At 72.8% G+C, this 14,438-nt stretch carries 11 protein-coding genes and 2 tRNA genes; 8 read left to right on the top strand and 5 right to left on the bottom strand.

Annotated elements, in window-relative coordinates; all coding sequences use genetic code 11:
• Positions 1 to 167: 167 nt before the first annotated feature.
• Positions 168 to 659, top strand: coding sequence for a TIGR02611 family protein (locus tag ACFZAT_RS13395; RefSeq protein ID WP_391263809.1), 492 nt, complete (start codon positions 168 to 170; stop codon positions 657 to 659).
• 66 nt (positions 660 to 725) lie between these two features.
• A tRNA-Val gene (locus ACFZAT_RS13390) sits at positions 726 to 797 on the top strand.
• 56 nt (positions 798 to 853) lie between these two features.
• On the opposite strand, the gene ACFZAT_RS13385 is transcribed toward ACFZAT_RS13390, so the two are convergent.
• Positions 854 to 3,331 carry an SCO7613 C-terminal domain-containing membrane protein gene (locus tag ACFZAT_RS13385; RefSeq protein WP_391263807.1) on the bottom strand — a complete coding sequence of 826 codons (2,478 nt, stop codon included), beginning with the start codon at positions 3,329 to 3,331 and terminating at the stop codon, positions 854 to 856.
• A gap of 83 nt (positions 3,332 to 3,414) precedes the next feature.
• Between ACFZAT_RS13385 and ACFZAT_RS13380 the strand changes: the two genes are divergently transcribed.
• Together ACFZAT_RS13380 and ACFZAT_RS13375 are read left to right on the top strand one after the other, a co-directional pair.
• The gene (locus tag ACFZAT_RS13380) at positions 3,415 to 3,861 is read left to right on the top strand and encodes an SRPBCC family protein (RefSeq protein WP_391263806.1); all 447 of its coding nucleotides are present in this window, start codon (positions 3,415 to 3,417) and stop codon (positions 3,859 to 3,861) included.
• 39 nt (positions 3,862 to 3,900) lie between these two features.
• Positions 3,901 to 3,972, top strand: a tRNA-Val gene (locus ACFZAT_RS13375).
• Positions 3,973 to 4,040: 68 nt separating this feature from the next.
• Here ACFZAT_RS13375 and ACFZAT_RS13370 read toward each other — a convergent pair.
• Positions 4,041 to 4,766, bottom strand: a complete 726-nt coding sequence (locus tag ACFZAT_RS13370; protein WP_391263804.1) for an exonuclease domain-containing protein — start codon at positions 4,764 to 4,766, stop codon at positions 4,041 to 4,043.
• Positions 4,767 to 4,955: 189 nt separating this feature from the next.
• Here ACFZAT_RS13370 and ACFZAT_RS13365 point away from each other — a divergent pair, with 189 nt between their 5' ends.
• The 3 genes from ACFZAT_RS13365 to thrS all read left to right on the top strand — a co-directional run bounded on the left by ACFZAT_RS13365 (position 4,956) and on the right by thrS (position 8,776).
• Positions 4,956 to 5,522, top strand: coding sequence for a DUF4365 domain-containing protein (locus ACFZAT_RS13365; protein WP_265545343.1), 567 nt, complete (start codon positions 4,956 to 4,958; stop codon positions 5,520 to 5,522).
• On the top strand, positions 5,522 to 6,709 hold the full coding sequence (locus tag ACFZAT_RS13360) for a hypothetical protein (RefSeq protein WP_391263801.1): 1,188 nt from the start codon (positions 5,522 to 5,524) through the stop codon (positions 6,707 to 6,709). Before ACFZAT_RS13365 ends, ACFZAT_RS13360 begins: the two co-directional genes overlap by 1 nt.
• A gap of 90 nt (positions 6,710 to 6,799) precedes the next feature.
• Positions 6,800 to 8,776, top strand: a complete 1,977-nt coding sequence (gene thrS / locus ACFZAT_RS13355) for a threonine--tRNA ligase (RefSeq protein WP_391263799.1) — start codon at positions 6,800 to 6,802, stop codon at positions 8,774 to 8,776.
• A 30-nt stretch (positions 8,777 to 8,806) separates the two neighbouring features.
• Here the strand turns inward: thrS and ACFZAT_RS13350 are convergent, their stop codons facing one another.
• Positions 8,807 to 9,484, bottom strand: coding sequence for an ion channel (locus tag ACFZAT_RS13350; protein WP_391263798.1), 678 nt, complete (start codon positions 9,482 to 9,484; stop codon positions 8,807 to 8,809).
• Positions 9,485 to 9,550: 66 nt separating this feature from the next.
• Here ACFZAT_RS13350 and ACFZAT_RS13345 point away from each other — a divergent pair, with 66 nt between their 5' ends.
• On the top strand, positions 9,551 to 10,111 hold the full coding sequence (locus ACFZAT_RS13345) for an HIT domain-containing protein (RefSeq protein WP_161209369.1): 561 nt from the start codon (positions 9,551 to 9,553) through the stop codon (positions 10,109 to 10,111).
• 75 nt (positions 10,112 to 10,186) lie between these two features.
• Here the strand turns inward: ACFZAT_RS13345 and ACFZAT_RS13340 are convergent, their stop codons facing one another.
• A complete protein-coding gene (locus ACFZAT_RS13340) occupies positions 10,187 to 11,857 on the bottom strand; it encodes a hypothetical protein (RefSeq protein ID WP_391263795.1) in 1,671 nt (556 codons plus the stop codon).
• 154 nt (positions 11,858 to 12,011) lie between these two features.
• Positions 12,012 to 14,222 (bottom strand): elongation factor G-like protein EF-G2, encoded by a 2,211-nt coding sequence (locus ACFZAT_RS13335; RefSeq protein ID WP_391263793.1) that lies wholly within the window; start codon positions 14,220 to 14,222, stop codon positions 12,012 to 12,014.
• Between the last annotated feature and the right edge of the window lie 216 nt (positions 14,223 to 14,438).

Genomic DNA, 14,438 nt, shown 5'->3' with positions numbered 1-14,438 from the left:
TGTGCGCTCGGGGATTCGCACGTCGGCGAAATCGACATGCCACCTACGGTGGCGTTGTAAACCCCTCTGACCGTTTTGAGATGCTTCGGGTAGCTCGTACAGCGGTGTGTAACTTTGCGTCATGCGGCCATTCAAGTGAACGCGAGCCGGTCCGGTAGGTTGGATCCATGAACGCGGAGAGTGACGAGCGGGACGGTGCCGCCGCGGCGAAGGCACCGGATTCCGCCGCGGGGGAAGCGCCCCGTGATGCGACGGGGGACGTCATACCGGAAGTGACCAAGGAGGAACCGGCGCTCGGCTCCAGAGCACCCGGTTTCATCAAGGCGTCCCGGGCGCTGCACATCAGCTGGCAGGTCGGCGTCTTCGTCGTCGGCCTCGCCGTCGTGGTGGCCGGCATCATCATGCTGCCGCTGCCGGGCCCCGGCTGGCTGGTGATCTTCGGTGGCATGGCGATCTGGGCGACCGAGTTCGTCTGGGCCCAGCTGGTGCTGCGCTGGACCCGGCGCAAGGTCACCGAGGCCGCCCAGCGGGCGCTCGACCCGAAGGTCCGCCGGCGCAACATCGCCCTCACGGTGATCGGGCTCGTGATCATCGCGGTGCTCGTCGGGATCTACGTGTGGAAGTTCGGGATCGTCATGCCCTGGAAGATCCACGAGTGACCTCCGGGCGGTCCCCGGGATGGTCGGGGGGCGCCGCTGACATGGGGTAATGTTTGCGGTGCGCCCGGGCGATTAGCTCAGTGGGAGAGCGCTTCGTTCACACCGAAGAGGTCACTGGTTCGAACCCAGTATCGCCCACCCGGACCGACGGCCCGGAAGCTCCAAGAGCTTCCGGGCCGTCGGCGTTCCCGCCCTCACCTCATCCGCCCCAGCGCCTCCTTCAGCCGCCGGGCATCCCGCAGCCGCTTCTCGTACGTCGCCCCCACCGCCAGCAGCAGTACTCCGGCCAGTGCCGGCACCACCCACCGCGGCAGCGCCCCCGCGACCTGCACCACGTACGGCGCCAGCTCGTGCAGCGCGTCCAGCGCCAGCACCGCGCCGCCCAGCACCAGCAGCGCCTGGAGCCGCAGCCGCGCACCCGCCAGCGTCACCCCCAGGGCCGCCACCCCCAGCAGCAGCGGACGCGTCCAGTGCGGGTCCGTCCAGGCCGCGCCCAGCGACGGCACCAGCGTCACCGCGAGCCCCGCCCCGTACGCCGTCCACGACGACGCCGAGGGGTCGCGGCGCCGGCGCAGCACCCCGACCACCAGTGCCGGCACCGTCACCGGCAGGGTGTACGCCTCCGGGGCCGACACCCCCGACACCGCGAGCCGCACCCACGCCGCCGAAACGAACAGCGCCGTCGCCAGGTACCCCGCGACCACACGCCGCTCCGGGCGCAGCGCCGTCCCCGCCGCGAGCACCCCGCACAGCGCGAGCACCAGCGCCAGGAACCGCGCGTCGGCCACCGCCATGGCGACCGCCACCACGCCCGCCGCCGCACCGGTCACCTCGACCGGCACGGCCACCGGGTGGCCCTTCAGCCGCGCCCCCACCAGCACCGTCACCGCCGTCACCGCCGGCACCGGCACAGCCGCCTCGTACACCGCGAGGCCCAGCGAGGCCCCCAGCGCGGCCATCGGCACCACCGCGCACACCACCGCCGCACAGGCCGCCGCCGACACCGCCACCGGCGAGGCGCCCGCCTGCCGGTCCAGGGCCACCGCCAGCGCCACGAACACCATCACCAGCAGACCGAACGCCGTGTACGTGGCCGCCTCCGTCGCCAGCGAGAGCAGTGCCGCGCCCACCGCACCGGCCGCCACGACAACGCCGGCCGTCACCGCCACACCCCGTGCCCCGGCCCGCAGCCCGGCCACCACCAGGCCGAACGCCGCCACGGCCAGGACCAGCTGCCCCGCCTGGGCTGCCGCGAAGGACAGGTCCAGCGCGGCCGGCAGCACCATCAGCCCCGCCCAGCCGAGCGCCACCGCGGCCGACCCCGCCGCACCCCGCCACGCGGGCCCGGGCGCCGGCACCGGCCCGGCCCACCGGACCAGCCCCTCCCACCAGCGGTACGCGGCACCGAGCGCCACGGCCACCAGCAGCAGCACCACCGGGGCGGACACCATCGCGTCCCACGGCAGGTCCGTCGCGCCCGCCGCGCCCCGGGCCCCGCCGCGCGGCGCACCGGACCAGACCGCGCCCAGCCGCGTCACCGGACCCGCCGCGACCACCGTCACCGGCGTCAGCGACACCAGCACCGCACCGGCCGCCACGACTGCCGACGCCCACCCGACCCCCCGGGCCGCCGCGACGCCCAGCGGAGCCCGTACAGCCGTCATCAGCGCCCCGGCGCACAGCAGGTACACCAGCACCGGCCAGCCGCTCGGAACCGCCGGGGCGGGCACCCCGCCCACCGCCGCCACGGCCGCGAGACCGGCCACCAGTCCGCCGGCCGTCGCGAACGCCATCGGAGCCCGGCGCGCCCCCGCCAGGGCGAGCGCCGCACCGGCCAGCAGCAGCGCCCCCGGCACCACCGCACCGGCGGGCCCGGCGGCCGTCAGCGACTCCACCAGCGCCACGAGCAGCCCCGCCCCGCCCGTCGCGCACAGGGCCACGCACGCCACGACCCGTACCGAAGTCCGCCCGGCCGTCAGCGCCACCACGCCGTCCAGCGCGGCCGTCACCAGCAGCGCCGCCGAGAACCACAGCGCCCCGCCGTCCGCCGCCCACACCCACAGCACCAGCGGCAGCTGCGCCGAGACGACCGCCAGCGGAAGCGGCAGCCGCAGCTTGCCCAGGAGCAGTCCGTAGGCCGCCCACAGCAGCGCGAGCACCGCCGCCGCCGTCCCCGCGTACGCGGCACCGTTCGTCCCCGGCAGGGCCGCCACGTACAACGCGTACGCGTCGAGCGCCATCAGCAACGACGCCACCGCCACCAGCGCCTCCGCGGTCGCGGCCAGGCCCCGGCGCAGCAGCGTCACCGGAGCGGCCAGCGCCCCGGCCGTCACCGCGGTCAGCACCGCGCTGCGCCCGCCGATGCCCAGATCGCCCCAGCTGACCAGGGTGAACGCCAGGGCGGCGACCGCGAGCAGCAGCCCGCCGAGGACCAGCAGCATGTTCTGCACACTGCGCTTCGAGGCCGGGCGCGCCGGGCCGAATCCGCCGGAGCCCGGACCCCAGGGCGCGACCGGCCCCTGCGGCGGTCCCCAGGGAGCGGGACCGGTGGCTTCCAGCGCCCGCAGCAGCCAGGCGCGGCGGGTCAGCAGCTGCGCCCGTCGGGCGTCCAGCCGGGCCAGTTCACTATCGAGGAGCGCCAATTCCTCGGCGGGCGGCGGCACATGTTCCATGGACGCGAGTGTGCTGCGCGCCACGCGGGCGAACATGCGTCCGCGTACTCAGATACCCGCCTGAGTACGCGCATCCTGGAGCAATGAACTGGAACCACTACCGATTCGTCAGCGCATGGGAGTTCCGCGCGCCGCCCGAGGCCGTGTACGCCGAGCTCGAACGCGTCGAGGACTATCCGCGGTGGTGGCCGCAGGTCCGCGAGGCCACCCGGTCCGGCAACGACTCCGGCACCACCCGCATCCGCTCCGTCCTCCCGTACGACCTCGTCACGACCGTGCGCGAACAGCGCCACGACCCGGCACACGGCGTCCTCGAAGCCGCGCTCGGCGGCGATCTCGACGGCTGGGTCCGCTGGACGGTCACCCCGCACGGCACCGGCACCCGCGTCCTCTACGAGCAGGAGGTCGAGGTGCGCCGGACGCTGATGCGGGTCCTCGCACTGCCCTGCCGGCCGGTGTTCCGCGCCAACCACGCTCTGATGATGCGAGCCGGGCGGCGCGGGCTCGCGGCCAGGCTGGCAGCGGTTTGAACCGGGGCCGCCCGGCCCTGTATGGTTCAACCCGTTCCCGGGCGATTAGCTCAGTGGGAGAGCGCTTCGTTCACACCGAAGAGGTCACTGGTTCGAACCCAGTATCGCCCACCCCGGAGAAGCCGGTCCTTCAGCACCATCGACGGACCGGCTTCCGCATGTCCGGCCGCTTCCGCTCCTCACGCGGCAGTGCGCAGCTCCGGGCGCAGCGGCCAGGCCGGGTCCACCGTCTCCGGCGTCCCGCTCCGCGCGAACCACGCCTGGAGCCCCCGCGCCTGGGCGGCGTGCCACACCGCCTGGAGCGTGTGCAGCTCCGCCGGGGTCAGCCGTTCGAGCCGCGTCGAGAAGCGCCGCCCCACCGCCCGGACCAGCTGCAACGAGGCCGCCGCGTCCGCCGCCGCGTCGTGCGCCCCGTCCAGCAGCACGCCGTACAGCTCGCACAGGTCCGTGAGGGTGCGCCGGCCCTTGCGGTAGCGGTCCAGGTGCTTGTCCAGCACCCGGGGGTCCAGCACGCACAGCGGCGACCGCTCCAGGTACGCCTCCAGCGACGACGCCCGGTGCCGCTTCAACTCCCGGTCCAGCAGCGTCAGATCGAACGGCGCGTTCATCACGACGAGCGGCCGCCCCGCCGCGCACTGCTCGGCCAGCGCCCGTGCCATCTCCTCGACCGCCGGCGCCGGCCAGCGGCCGTTGCGCTGGAGGTGGTCGTCGGTCAGTCCGTGGATCTCCGTCGCCCCAGGGGGCACCGGCACCCCCGGATTCACCAGCCAGCGGGTGACGCGCACCGGGCCGTCCGCCCGGTCCTGGATCACCAGGGCGGCCGAGACGATCCGGTCCTCCTCGACGTCCACACCCGTGGTCTCCGTGTCGAAGGCGGCCAGTGGCCCTTCGTACCAATGAATCATCCCCGAACTCCTCGCGCACGCACGGCAGATGGCGGGATTCCTCCGCCCGGTCCGGTGATACCCGCACCCTTTGCCTGATACGCCGTTTGCGCACGGTCCCGTGCGGTGACAACACAAGTACCGGCAGCGGAAGTTGACCGCCCGGCACCTCTCTTCCCCATCGGTACGGCCCGGAAGGCTTACGGAGCCATGGCGCTCGCGCAGCCCGAACCGAGCGGGCTGCTGCCTCAGCGGACCGCACCGCTGCGCGGCGGACTCGCCACCACCGCCTGCATGGAGACCCTCCAGGTGGGCTACCTCCACGCCGTCGCCGCGGCGGCGGGCTGCTCGCTGTCGCAGCCCTTCCCCGACAACGGCATCGACTGGCACGTCAGCCACGGTTCCCCCGGTCACCTCGTCGACGACGAGGTGACCATCAAGGTCCAGCTGAAGTGCACCTATCAGATACCGGCCCGGCCGCCCGGCCCGACCTTCGCCTTCACGCTGGACAACGCCCACCTGGTGAAGCTCGCCCGGACGCCCGTCTCGGTGCACAAGATCCTCGTCGTGATGCTCGTGCCGCGCAGCCAGGACGACTGGCTGCGGGCCGGCCCGGACAGCCTCGACCTGCGGCACTGCTGTTACTGGACCAATCTGGCCGGACATCCCGTGACCGGCCGCCACCGGACCACCGTGCGGCTCCTGACCTCGCGCGTCTTCGACGACCGGGCGCTCTGCGAGATCATGACCCGTGTCGGGGCGGGAGGGAGACCCTGATGCACGAGTCCGTACGCGCCCGCGGCGAGGCCGCCCCGCCCTCCTGGGGCCTGCCCGACCCGGCCCGCGTCGACCCCGCCGTCCTCGGCGCCCTGCTCGCCCGGCACGGCTGGCAGCGGCGCGGACCGGGCACCGGCCCCTACAGCCGCTGGACCCCGCCCGGCGGCACCGCCAGCCTGCTGGTGCCCCGCACCAGGGCCTTCCCCGACACCGAGGACCTGCTCGCCGAGGCGCTGACCGCGCTCTCGCGCAGCGCCGCCCCCTCCGCTCGCGAGATCCTGGTCGCTCTCACCGTCCCCAGCGACGAGATCCGCTGGCGCCGCGAGGTCCCCGAACCCGCCGCCGGGGCCGCAGACTGGCTCGGCGCGGAGCAGTTGCACGGCGCCGCCCGCCGGATCCTGCTGGCCGGCGCGCTCGCCGTCCGGGGCCCGGCCGGCTATCACGGCGCCCGTCGCCGCGACCGCGCCCTCGCCGCCCTCGGCCCCGTGCTGACCGGCCCCGGGCCCGGCGGCCGGTCGCTCACCGCCTTCGTCCCCGTCGACCCCGGCCGCCCCGTGGCCGTCCGGCTCCACCACGCCCTGCACGCCACCCGCGAGGCGGTGGACTACCAACGGGCCACCGGCGGCATGGAGGCCTTCGACAACGCCGTCGCCGCGGGCGTCAGCCGGGAGCTGACCGAGGCTGTCGTCGCCCTCGTCCGGGGCTCCGAGGGCGCCGCGATCGCGCTGGACTGGGCGCCCGCCGCCGGAACGCCCGCCGGCTGCCCCGCCCGCCCCGAGCCCGTCGCGTTCTCCCCGGGCGACCTGCCCGCCCTGCGCCGTGCCGGGGCCCGCTACCTCCGCGACGAGCCCGCCGTCACCGTACGGATCACCGGGGCCGTCGTCCGGCTGCGGCGGTCCGGGCCGCGCGGGGCGGGGATCGTACGGCTGCGGGTGCTGGCCGGGGCCGAGGTGCCGCACGTCCGGATCGAGCTGGACGAGGAGGCGTACCGGATCGCGGGCCAGGCCCACCTGGTCGGGCTGCCGGTCCGGGTGGAGGGACGGCTGGAGAGCCGGGGCGGCTTCCGGCGGCTGACCGGGGCCTCGCAGGTCGTCCCCGTGCAGGTGGACGACGAGGAGCGGGACCGGCTGATGAAGTCGCTCCAGGAGAACGTGGACTTCTTCGAGGAGGCGTGTGCGGGGGAGTAGGGCCTTTCGCAATGGGGGCCCTCGGCTCGGTACGATTCCTTCTGCACGCGCCAGAGGAGTGCGGTGCGCCCCCTGAGTCAGGAGAGACCGGTGTCAGACGTCCGTGTGACCATCCAACGCGATTCCGAGCGGGAAGAGCGCGTGGTGACGACGGGCACTACGGCTGCCGAGCTCTTCCCCGGCGAGCGCACCATCGTCGCGGCCCGCGTCGGCGGCGAGCTGAAGGACCTCGCGTACGAGCTCAAGGACGGCGAGACCGTCGAGCCCGTGGAGATCTCCTCCGAGGACGGCCTCAACATCCTGCGCCACTCCACCGCGCACGTCATGGCCCAGGCCGTGCAGGAGCTGCACCCCGAGGCCAAGCTCGGCATCGGTCCGCCGGTCAAGGACGGCTTCTACTACGACTTCGACGTCGAGAAGCCGTTCACGCCCGAGGACCTCAAGGCCATCGAGAAGAAGATGCAGGAGATCCAGAAGCGGGGCCAGAAGTTCTCCCGCCGGGTCGTGACGGACGAGGCCGCCCGAGAGGAGCTGGCCGACGAGCCGTACAAGCTGGAGCTCATCGGCATCAAGGGCTCCGCCTCCTCGGACGACGGCGCGGACGTCGAGGTGGGCGGCGGCGAGCTGACCATCTACGACAACCTCGACCCGAAGACCGGCGAGCTGTGCTGGAAGGACCTCTGCCGGGGTCCGCACCTGCCCACGACCCGGTTCATCCCGGCGTTCAAGCTGATGCGGAACGCCGCCGCGTACTGGCGGGGCAGCGAGAAGAGCCCGATGCTCCAGCGCATCTACGGCACCGCCTGGCCCACCAAGGACGAGCTGAAGGCGCACCTGGAGTTCCTGGAGGAGGCCGCCAAGCGCGACCACCGCAAGCTCGGCAACGAGCTGGACCTCTTCTCCTTCCCGGACGAGATCGGCCCCGGCCTCGCCGTCTTCCACCCCAAGGGCGGCGTCATCCGCCGGGCGATGGAGGACTACTCGCGCCGCCGGCACGAGGAGGAGGGCTACGAGTTCGTCTACTCGCCGCACGCCACCAAGGGCAAGCTCTTCGAGAAGTCCGGCCACCTGGACTGGTACGCCGACGGCATGTACCCGCCCATGCAGCTCGACGACGGGGTGGACTACTACCTCAAGCCGATGAACTGCCCGATGCACAACCTGATCTTCGACGCGCGCGGCCGCTCGTACCGTGAACTGCCCCTGCGCCTCTTCGAGTTCGGCACGGTGTACCGGTACGAGAAGTCGGGCGTCGTGCACGGCCTGACCCGCTCGCGCGGTTTCACGCAGGACGACGCGCACATCTACTGCACCCGTGAGCAGATGGCGGAGGAGCTGGACCGGACGCTCACCTTCGTCCTGAACCTGCTCCGCGACTACGGGCTCACCGACTTCTACCTGGAGCTGTCCACCAAGGACCCGGAGAAGTATGTCGGCTCCGACGAGACCTGGGAAGAGGCCACCGAGACCCTGCGCCAGGTCGCCGAGAAGCAGGGGCTGCCCCTGGTCCCGGACCCGGGCGGGGCCGCGTTCTACGGCCCGAAGATCTCCGTGCAGTGCAAGGACGCCATCGGCCGGACCTGGCAGATGTCGACCGTGCAGCTCGACTTCAACCTGCCGGAGCGCTTCGACCTGGAGTACACCGGCCCGGACGGCTCCAAGCAGCGCCCGGTCATGATCCACCGCGCGCTGTTCGGCTCCATCGAGCGCTTCTTCGCGGTGCTGCTTGAGCACTACGCAGGTGCGTTCCCGGTCTGGCTGGCCCCGGTCCAGGCGGTCGGTATCCCGATCGGCGACACCCACATCCCGTACCTCCAGGAGTTCGCGGCCAAGGCCCGCAAGCAGGGGCTGCGGGTGGACGTGGACGCCTCCTCGGACCGCATGCAGAAGAAGATCCGCAACCAGCAGAAGAACAAGGTTCCGTTCATGATCATCGCGGGTGATGAGGACATGGCCAACGGCGCCGTCTCCTTCCGCTACCGCGACGGTTCGCAGGAGAACGGCATCCCGGTCGACGAGGCCATCGCCAAGATCGCCAAGGCCGTCGAGGACCGCGTCCAGGTCTGACCCGAGCCATTCCAGGGGCCCCCGGCCGAGCTACCCGCTCGCCGGGGGCTCCTGCTCGTCCTGCCTCCGGAACACCTGGATCAGCCACGAGGAGAACGCGCCCGTCACCGCCCCCAGCAGCGCCAGGCCGCACGCCATCAGGCCCGCCGCGATCACCCTGCCGCCCAGGGTGACCGGCACCACGTCCCCGTACCCCACCGTCGTCAGCGTCGCGCACGCCCACCAGACCGCGTCCCCGAACGTGCGGATCGAGGCGCCCGGGGCGTCGTGCTCCCAGTGGTACACGCTGAGGGCCGCCGAGAGGCCGAGGAGCACGGCGGTCAGACCGGCGTACGAGATCACCCGCGCGTACAGGCTGAGGCGCGGGCGGTCGCGCTTCTCCTGGACGGCCGTGTAGACCTGCACCATGCGCAGCGGACGCAGCAGCGGCAGCACCAGGACGAGGGTGTCGAGCCAGCGCACACGGACGAAGCGGGGGCCGAGACCGCTGAGCCGCAGGCGTACCGCGTAGTCCAGCACGAACAGCAGCCAGGTCGCGCCGACGAGGGCGAGGGAGATGTCGTGCCAGGGCTGGGCGTCGTACGGGGCGAGGACGCGGAACGCGTAGCCGGCGAGGAAGACCACGGAGGCGGCGAGGAGCGGGACCTCGGTGCGCCGCTCCCAGCGGGTGAGAGCGGGAGGGGGCAGGTCCTGGGTGCGCGCGCTCATCGGCCCAGCATCGCGGTGCGTGAACGGGATCGGCCCCGGCGACACGCTCTGCACAGGTGAAGCAATATGCTGGCCGGCATGACGAGTGAGCCCGAGCAGCAGATCGGAGTGGGGACGCCCGACGCGTTCCAGCGCCTGTGGACGCCCCACCGGATGGCGTACATCCAGGGCGAGAACAAGCCGACCGGCCCGGAGGCGGGGGACGGCTGCCCGTTCTGCGGGATTCCGGAGAAGTCGGACGAGGACGGGCTCGTCGTCGCGCGCGGTGCGAAGGTGTACGCCGTGCTGAATCTGTATCCGTACAACGGTGGGCACCTGATGGTGGTGCCGTACCGGCATGTCGCGGACTACACCGAGCTGGACGGTCCGGAGACGGCGGAGCTGGCCGATTTCACGAAGCGGGCGATGCGCGCGCTGCGGGCCGCCTCGGGTGCGCACGGTTTCAACATCGGGATGAACCAGGGTGCGGTGGCGGGGGCGGGCATCGCCGCGCATCTGCACCAGCATCTGGTGCCCCGGTGGGGCGGTGACGCCAACTTCATGCCGGTGGTGGGGCACACCCGGGTGCTGCCCCAGCTGCTGGCGGACACCCGGAAGATGCTGGCGGACGCCTGGCCGGCCGCTTGATCCTTCCTTGCTTCCTGCTCGTCGTGCGGGGCGCTCCGGATTTCTTCCGGGGCGCCCCGTTCGCGTACGCGGGGGTCACGCGTCGTAGAGGTCGGCCTTGCCGGGGGTGGGCTGCTGGACGAGTCCGCTCAGGACCGACGAGCGGGTGTTGAAACGCTCGGTGTCCACACCGTGCTCCTCCAGGACCTTGATGGCGGCGTTGTGCACGACGCGCAGGACGGGCGTTGCGGCGCGCATCGCGTCGTCGGCCATGAAGCGGTGGCGCCAGGGCTTCTCGGCCCAGGCGTGGCGGAGACCGAAGGGCTCGGGCAGGGCGATCTTCCCGCCGAGGTGGTCCAGGAGCGGCGGATACCAGGTGAAGGGGGCGCGCAGGGCGAGACGCGTGACCTCGTGGGCGTCGACCAGCGCGAGTGCGATGTCGCGGGTCTCCCAGAACCGGACGGTCTTGTTGACGGTCCGGGTCTTCGCGGCGGGCTTGGAGGTGAAGAGGGAGTGCACGGGACCGAGCGCGTGTCCGGTGACCTCGATGCGCAGGGTCTCGTAGAGGACGGTGACGGTGATCATCATGGTGATGACGAGCTGGCCGTCCCAGAGGGTGAACTGCACGCCGAGGTAGTGCCGGTTCCCGCCGCCGAACTGCTGGTGGTTGCAGATCCGCTGTATCTCGTGGGGCTTGATCTGGTACGTGGCGACGTCCTCGCCCTGCGGGCGGGTGACGGCGTCGGCGTTCTCCCCGATGGGGGTGACGATCCAGTGGTTGACGGAGGGGGTGGGGAAGCCGCCGGTGTTCAGCGGGCCGCGTTCCAGCAGTTTGAGCTGGTCGTGGATGACGCGGATGACGTCCCAGCTGCGGAACTGGTGGATCTCCTTGCCGGGCTCCTTGGGGACGAGGTCCTCGGCGAGGTGCCAGCTGCCCCAGCGGGTGCCCATGCCGAGGATGCCCTTGGGGCCCGCGTAGAAGACGGAGTTGGACTGCTGTTCGGCGGAGAGCTTCTCCAGGCCCTGGCGCAGGGCCTCGCGGGCGGTCTCGCTGGGGTTCTTCGGGACCGTCTCGGGGATCTTGGCAGTGACGCCGCCGCCGGAGAGCAGGCCCTCCCAGCGGGCGCGCATGTCCTGGGCGGACTTCTCCGCGATCCGTTTGGCGATGTACCAGCCGATGACCGGGGCGACGAACATCGCGCGCAGGTAGAGGCCGAGGAACCCGGTCAGCGGCAGCCGGATCATCAGGAAGACGATGCCGATGCCGACGAGGGGCAGCAGGCTGTTGCCGAGGGTGGTGAGGAGCCGGTCCTTGGTCTTGGCGAAGCCGTCGCGCACCCGGAAGACGATGACCCACAGCAGCATGCCCGGCAGGAACAGGAAGCCGAACAGCACGGTGACGGCGGTGAGCCGGGTGTCCCGTGCCTTGCGGAGGCTGTTGGCGGAGAGGCAGTGCTCGACCACGGTCTGCGGGTCGGTGCCGAAGGACTGGATGAGGTCCTTGCGGGCGCCGCCGAGCATGCGCTCCTGTACGGCGCGGGCGAACGCCTCGCCGAGGTTCGGCTTGAAGTAGTCGGACTTGAGGAAGCCGGAACGGCCCCCCTTCACCTCGGACTTGTGCCACTCGCTGTTGGCTTTGAGGATCTCCTCCACCGGGCTGTCGCGGTACGCCGCGGAGGCGAGGGCGTTGGTCGCCACCGCCGCGCCTCCCGAACCCTGGAGCGGAATCTGCGCTCCGGGTGAGAAATCGAATCCGTTGCTGGCCACTGTCGCCCCCACTCGCCACCGAGGAACCGCTCCTGCGGCTGTTTCCCAACTGCCGTGCCCGGCACACTTTCTGAGCTGGGGTCTCAGCGTATCGTCCGGATACGTCCGCCGTCCGGCCCTGTGGACAACGTTCGGGGGAGCGGGCGCTTTCGCGTCACCCCTGCTGGGCGAGGACGCGGTCGGCGAGCTGCGGGGGCATGGGTTCGTGGCGGGCGTACGAGCGGTCGAAGCGTCCGGTGCCGTGGGTGAGGGCGCGCAGGTCCACCGCGTACCGGCCGATCTCCAGTTCGGGCACGTCGGCGCGGACGAGGGTGCGTCCTGAGCCGGACTGCTCGGTGCCGGTGACCCGGCCCCGGCGGCCGGAGAGGTCGCTCATGACCGGGCCGACGTAGTCGTCGGGCACCAGGACCCCGACCTCGGCGACGGGTTCCAGGAACCGGACGTGTGCCTCGGCGGCGGCCTCGCGCAGGGCCAGGGCGCCGGCGGTCTGGAAGGCGGCGTCCGAGGAGTCCACGGAGTGCGCCTTGCCGTCGCGCAGGACGACCCGGATGTCGACCAGAGGGTGCCCGGCGGCGACGCCCCGGGCGGCCTGGGCGCGGACGCCCTTTTCGACGGAGGCGATGAACGGGCGGGGCACGGCGCCGCCGACGACCCGGTCCACGAATTCGACGCCGGAGCCGGCGGGCAGGGGTTCGACGTCGATCTCGCAGACCGCGTACTGGCCGTGGCCGCCGGACTGCTTGACGTGGCGGCCGCGTCCGGTGGCCGGTCCGGCGAAGGTCTCGCGGAGGGCGACGCGGTGCGGGACGGTGTCGACCTGGACGCCGTAGTGGTCGCGCAGCCGGTCCAGGGCGACGTCCAGATGGGCCTCGCCCAGGCACCACAGGACGAGCTGGCCGGTGTCCGGGTTCTGTTCGAGGCGCATGGCCGGGTCCTCGGCGACGAGGCGGGCCAGGCTGTGGGAGAGCTTGTCCTCGTCGGCCTTGCTGTGGGCCCGGACCGCGAGCGGCAGCAGGGCGTCGGGGCCGGTCCAGGGTTCGAGGAGGAGGGGGTGCCCGGTGCCGGAGAGGGTGTCGCCGGTCTCGGCGGTCTCCAGCCGGGCCACGCAGGCCAGGTCGCCGGCGACGCACGCGGCCAGCGGCCGCTGCTGTTTTCCGAAGGGCGAGGTGAGGGCGCCGACCCGGGTGCGCGCCTCGTGGCAGGGGCGGTCCTCGTGCGTGGGGGAGCCGAGACCGTGGCCGTAGACGTGCACGGTGTCGTCGGGGCGCAGGGTGCCGTTGAAGACGCGGACGAGGGAGAGCCGCCCGACGTAGGGGTCGGAGGACGTCTTGACGACCTCGGCGACCAGGGGCCCTTCGGGGTCGCCGTCGAGGGCGGGGAGCCGGGAGCCGTCCGGGGTGGTGACGGCGGGCAGCGGGTGTTCGAGGGGGGTCGGGAAGCCGCCGGTGATCAGGTCGAGGAGTTCGACGGTGCCGATGCCCTGGCGGGCGCCCTCGGCGGCGGGGGCGGCGGCGAGGACGGGGTGGAAGGTGCCGCGGGCCACGGCGCGTTCGAGGTCGGTGATCAGGGTGCCGGTGTCGATGGCCTCGCCGCCGAGGTAGCGGTCCATCAGGGTCTCGTCCTCGCTCTCCGCGATGATCCCCTCGATGAGCCGGGCCCGGGCCTCGGCCAGGGGGCCCTGCTCGTCGCCGGACGGGGGGTGTTCGGCGCGCTCGCCGCCGGCGTAGTCGAAGATCCGCTGGGTGAGCAGGCCGGTGAGGCCGGTGAGCGGGGCGTGCCCGTCGGCGGCCTCGGGGCCGAGCACGGGCAGGTAGAGGGGGAGTACGGCGTCGGGGTCGTCGCCGCCGTAGAGCTCCCCGCAGATCCGGGTCATCGCGTCGAACGGGGTGCGGGCGGTGTCGAGGTGGGTGACCACGAGGGCGCGGGGCATGCCGACGGCGGCGCACTCCTCCCACAGGGCGCGGGTGGTCGCGGCGACGGCCTCGGCCTCCTGGGCCGCCGAGACCACGAAGAGGGCCGCGTCCGCCGCGCGCAGCCCCGCCCTGACCTCCCCGACGAAGTCGGCGTACCCGGGGGTGTCCAGCAGGTTGATGCGGTGCCCGTCCCAGTCCACGGGGACCAGGGAGAGCTGGACGGACCGGCTCTGGCGGTGCTCGGTCTCCTCGTGGTCGGAGACGGTCGTGCCGTCCTCGACCCGGCCCGCGCGGCCGAGGGCGCCCGCGGTCTGTGCGAGCGCCTCGACCAGGGTGGTCTTGCCGGAACCGCTGTGGCCGACCAGTGCCACGTTGCGCAGGGCGCGGGGGTGGTGGCCGGCCGCCGGTGTCCCTCCGGCGGCTCCGGTGCGTGCGTGTGCCTTGTCGCCCATGATCATGCCTCCCGTCGGTGGCGCACGGGCACGCGCTCAGGGGCGGCGACGCCCGCGGTCATTCGAGCTTGGCACTGCCTCGGGGCCGCGTCCATATGTCGCGCCCGCACCGGCCCGGGGTGCCCGGACGGTGACCGCTGCCGGGCGTGACTAACATGGGCGCGGAGGGTGCTGAAGGCCCTGGCCGGGCTCGCGGCGCCCGGCACGCACGTCTGC

Origin of the sequence: Streptomyces sp. NPDC008163 (assembly GCF_042956885.1) — a bacterium.
Taxonomy (GTDB): domain Bacteria; phylum Actinomycetota; class Actinomycetes; order Streptomycetales; family Streptomycetaceae; genus Streptomyces; species Streptomyces drozdowiczii_A.
Note: the sequence above shows the minus strand (reverse complement) of the source record. Positions and strands in the feature narration are given on the sequence as shown.

Coding starts and splice junctions, on each gene's coding strand:
- ACFZAT_RS13345 (WP_161209369.1), top strand. CDS start 9,551: ATGCTGGCCGGCATGACGAGTGAGCCCGAGCAGCAGATCGGAGTGGGG.
- ACFZAT_RS13335 (WP_391263793.1), bottom strand. CDS start 14,222: ATGGGCGACAAGGCACACGCACGCACCGGAGCCGCCGGAGGGACACCG.
- ACFZAT_RS13385 (WP_391263807.1), bottom strand. CDS start 3,331: ATGGAACATGTGCCGCCGCCCGCCGAGGAATTGGCGCTCCTCGATAGT.
- ACFZAT_RS13380 (WP_391263806.1), top strand. CDS start 3,415: ATGAACTGGAACCACTACCGATTCGTCAGCGCATGGGAGTTCCGCGCG.
- ACFZAT_RS13395 (WP_391263809.1), top strand. CDS start 168: ATGAACGCGGAGAGTGACGAGCGGGACGGTGCCGCCGCGGCGAAGGCA.
- ACFZAT_RS13360 (WP_391263801.1), top strand. CDS start 5,522: ATGCACGAGTCCGTACGCGCCCGCGGCGAGGCCGCCCCGCCCTCCTGG.
- ACFZAT_RS13350 (WP_391263798.1), bottom strand. CDS start 9,484: ATGAGCGCGCGCACCCAGGACCTGCCCCCTCCCGCTCTCACCCGCTGG.
- ACFZAT_RS13370 (WP_391263804.1), bottom strand. CDS start 4,766: ATGATTCATTGGTACGAAGGGCCACTGGCCGCCTTCGACACGGAGACC.
- ACFZAT_RS13365 (WP_265545343.1), top strand. CDS start 4,956: ATGGCGCTCGCGCAGCCCGAACCGAGCGGGCTGCTGCCTCAGCGGACC.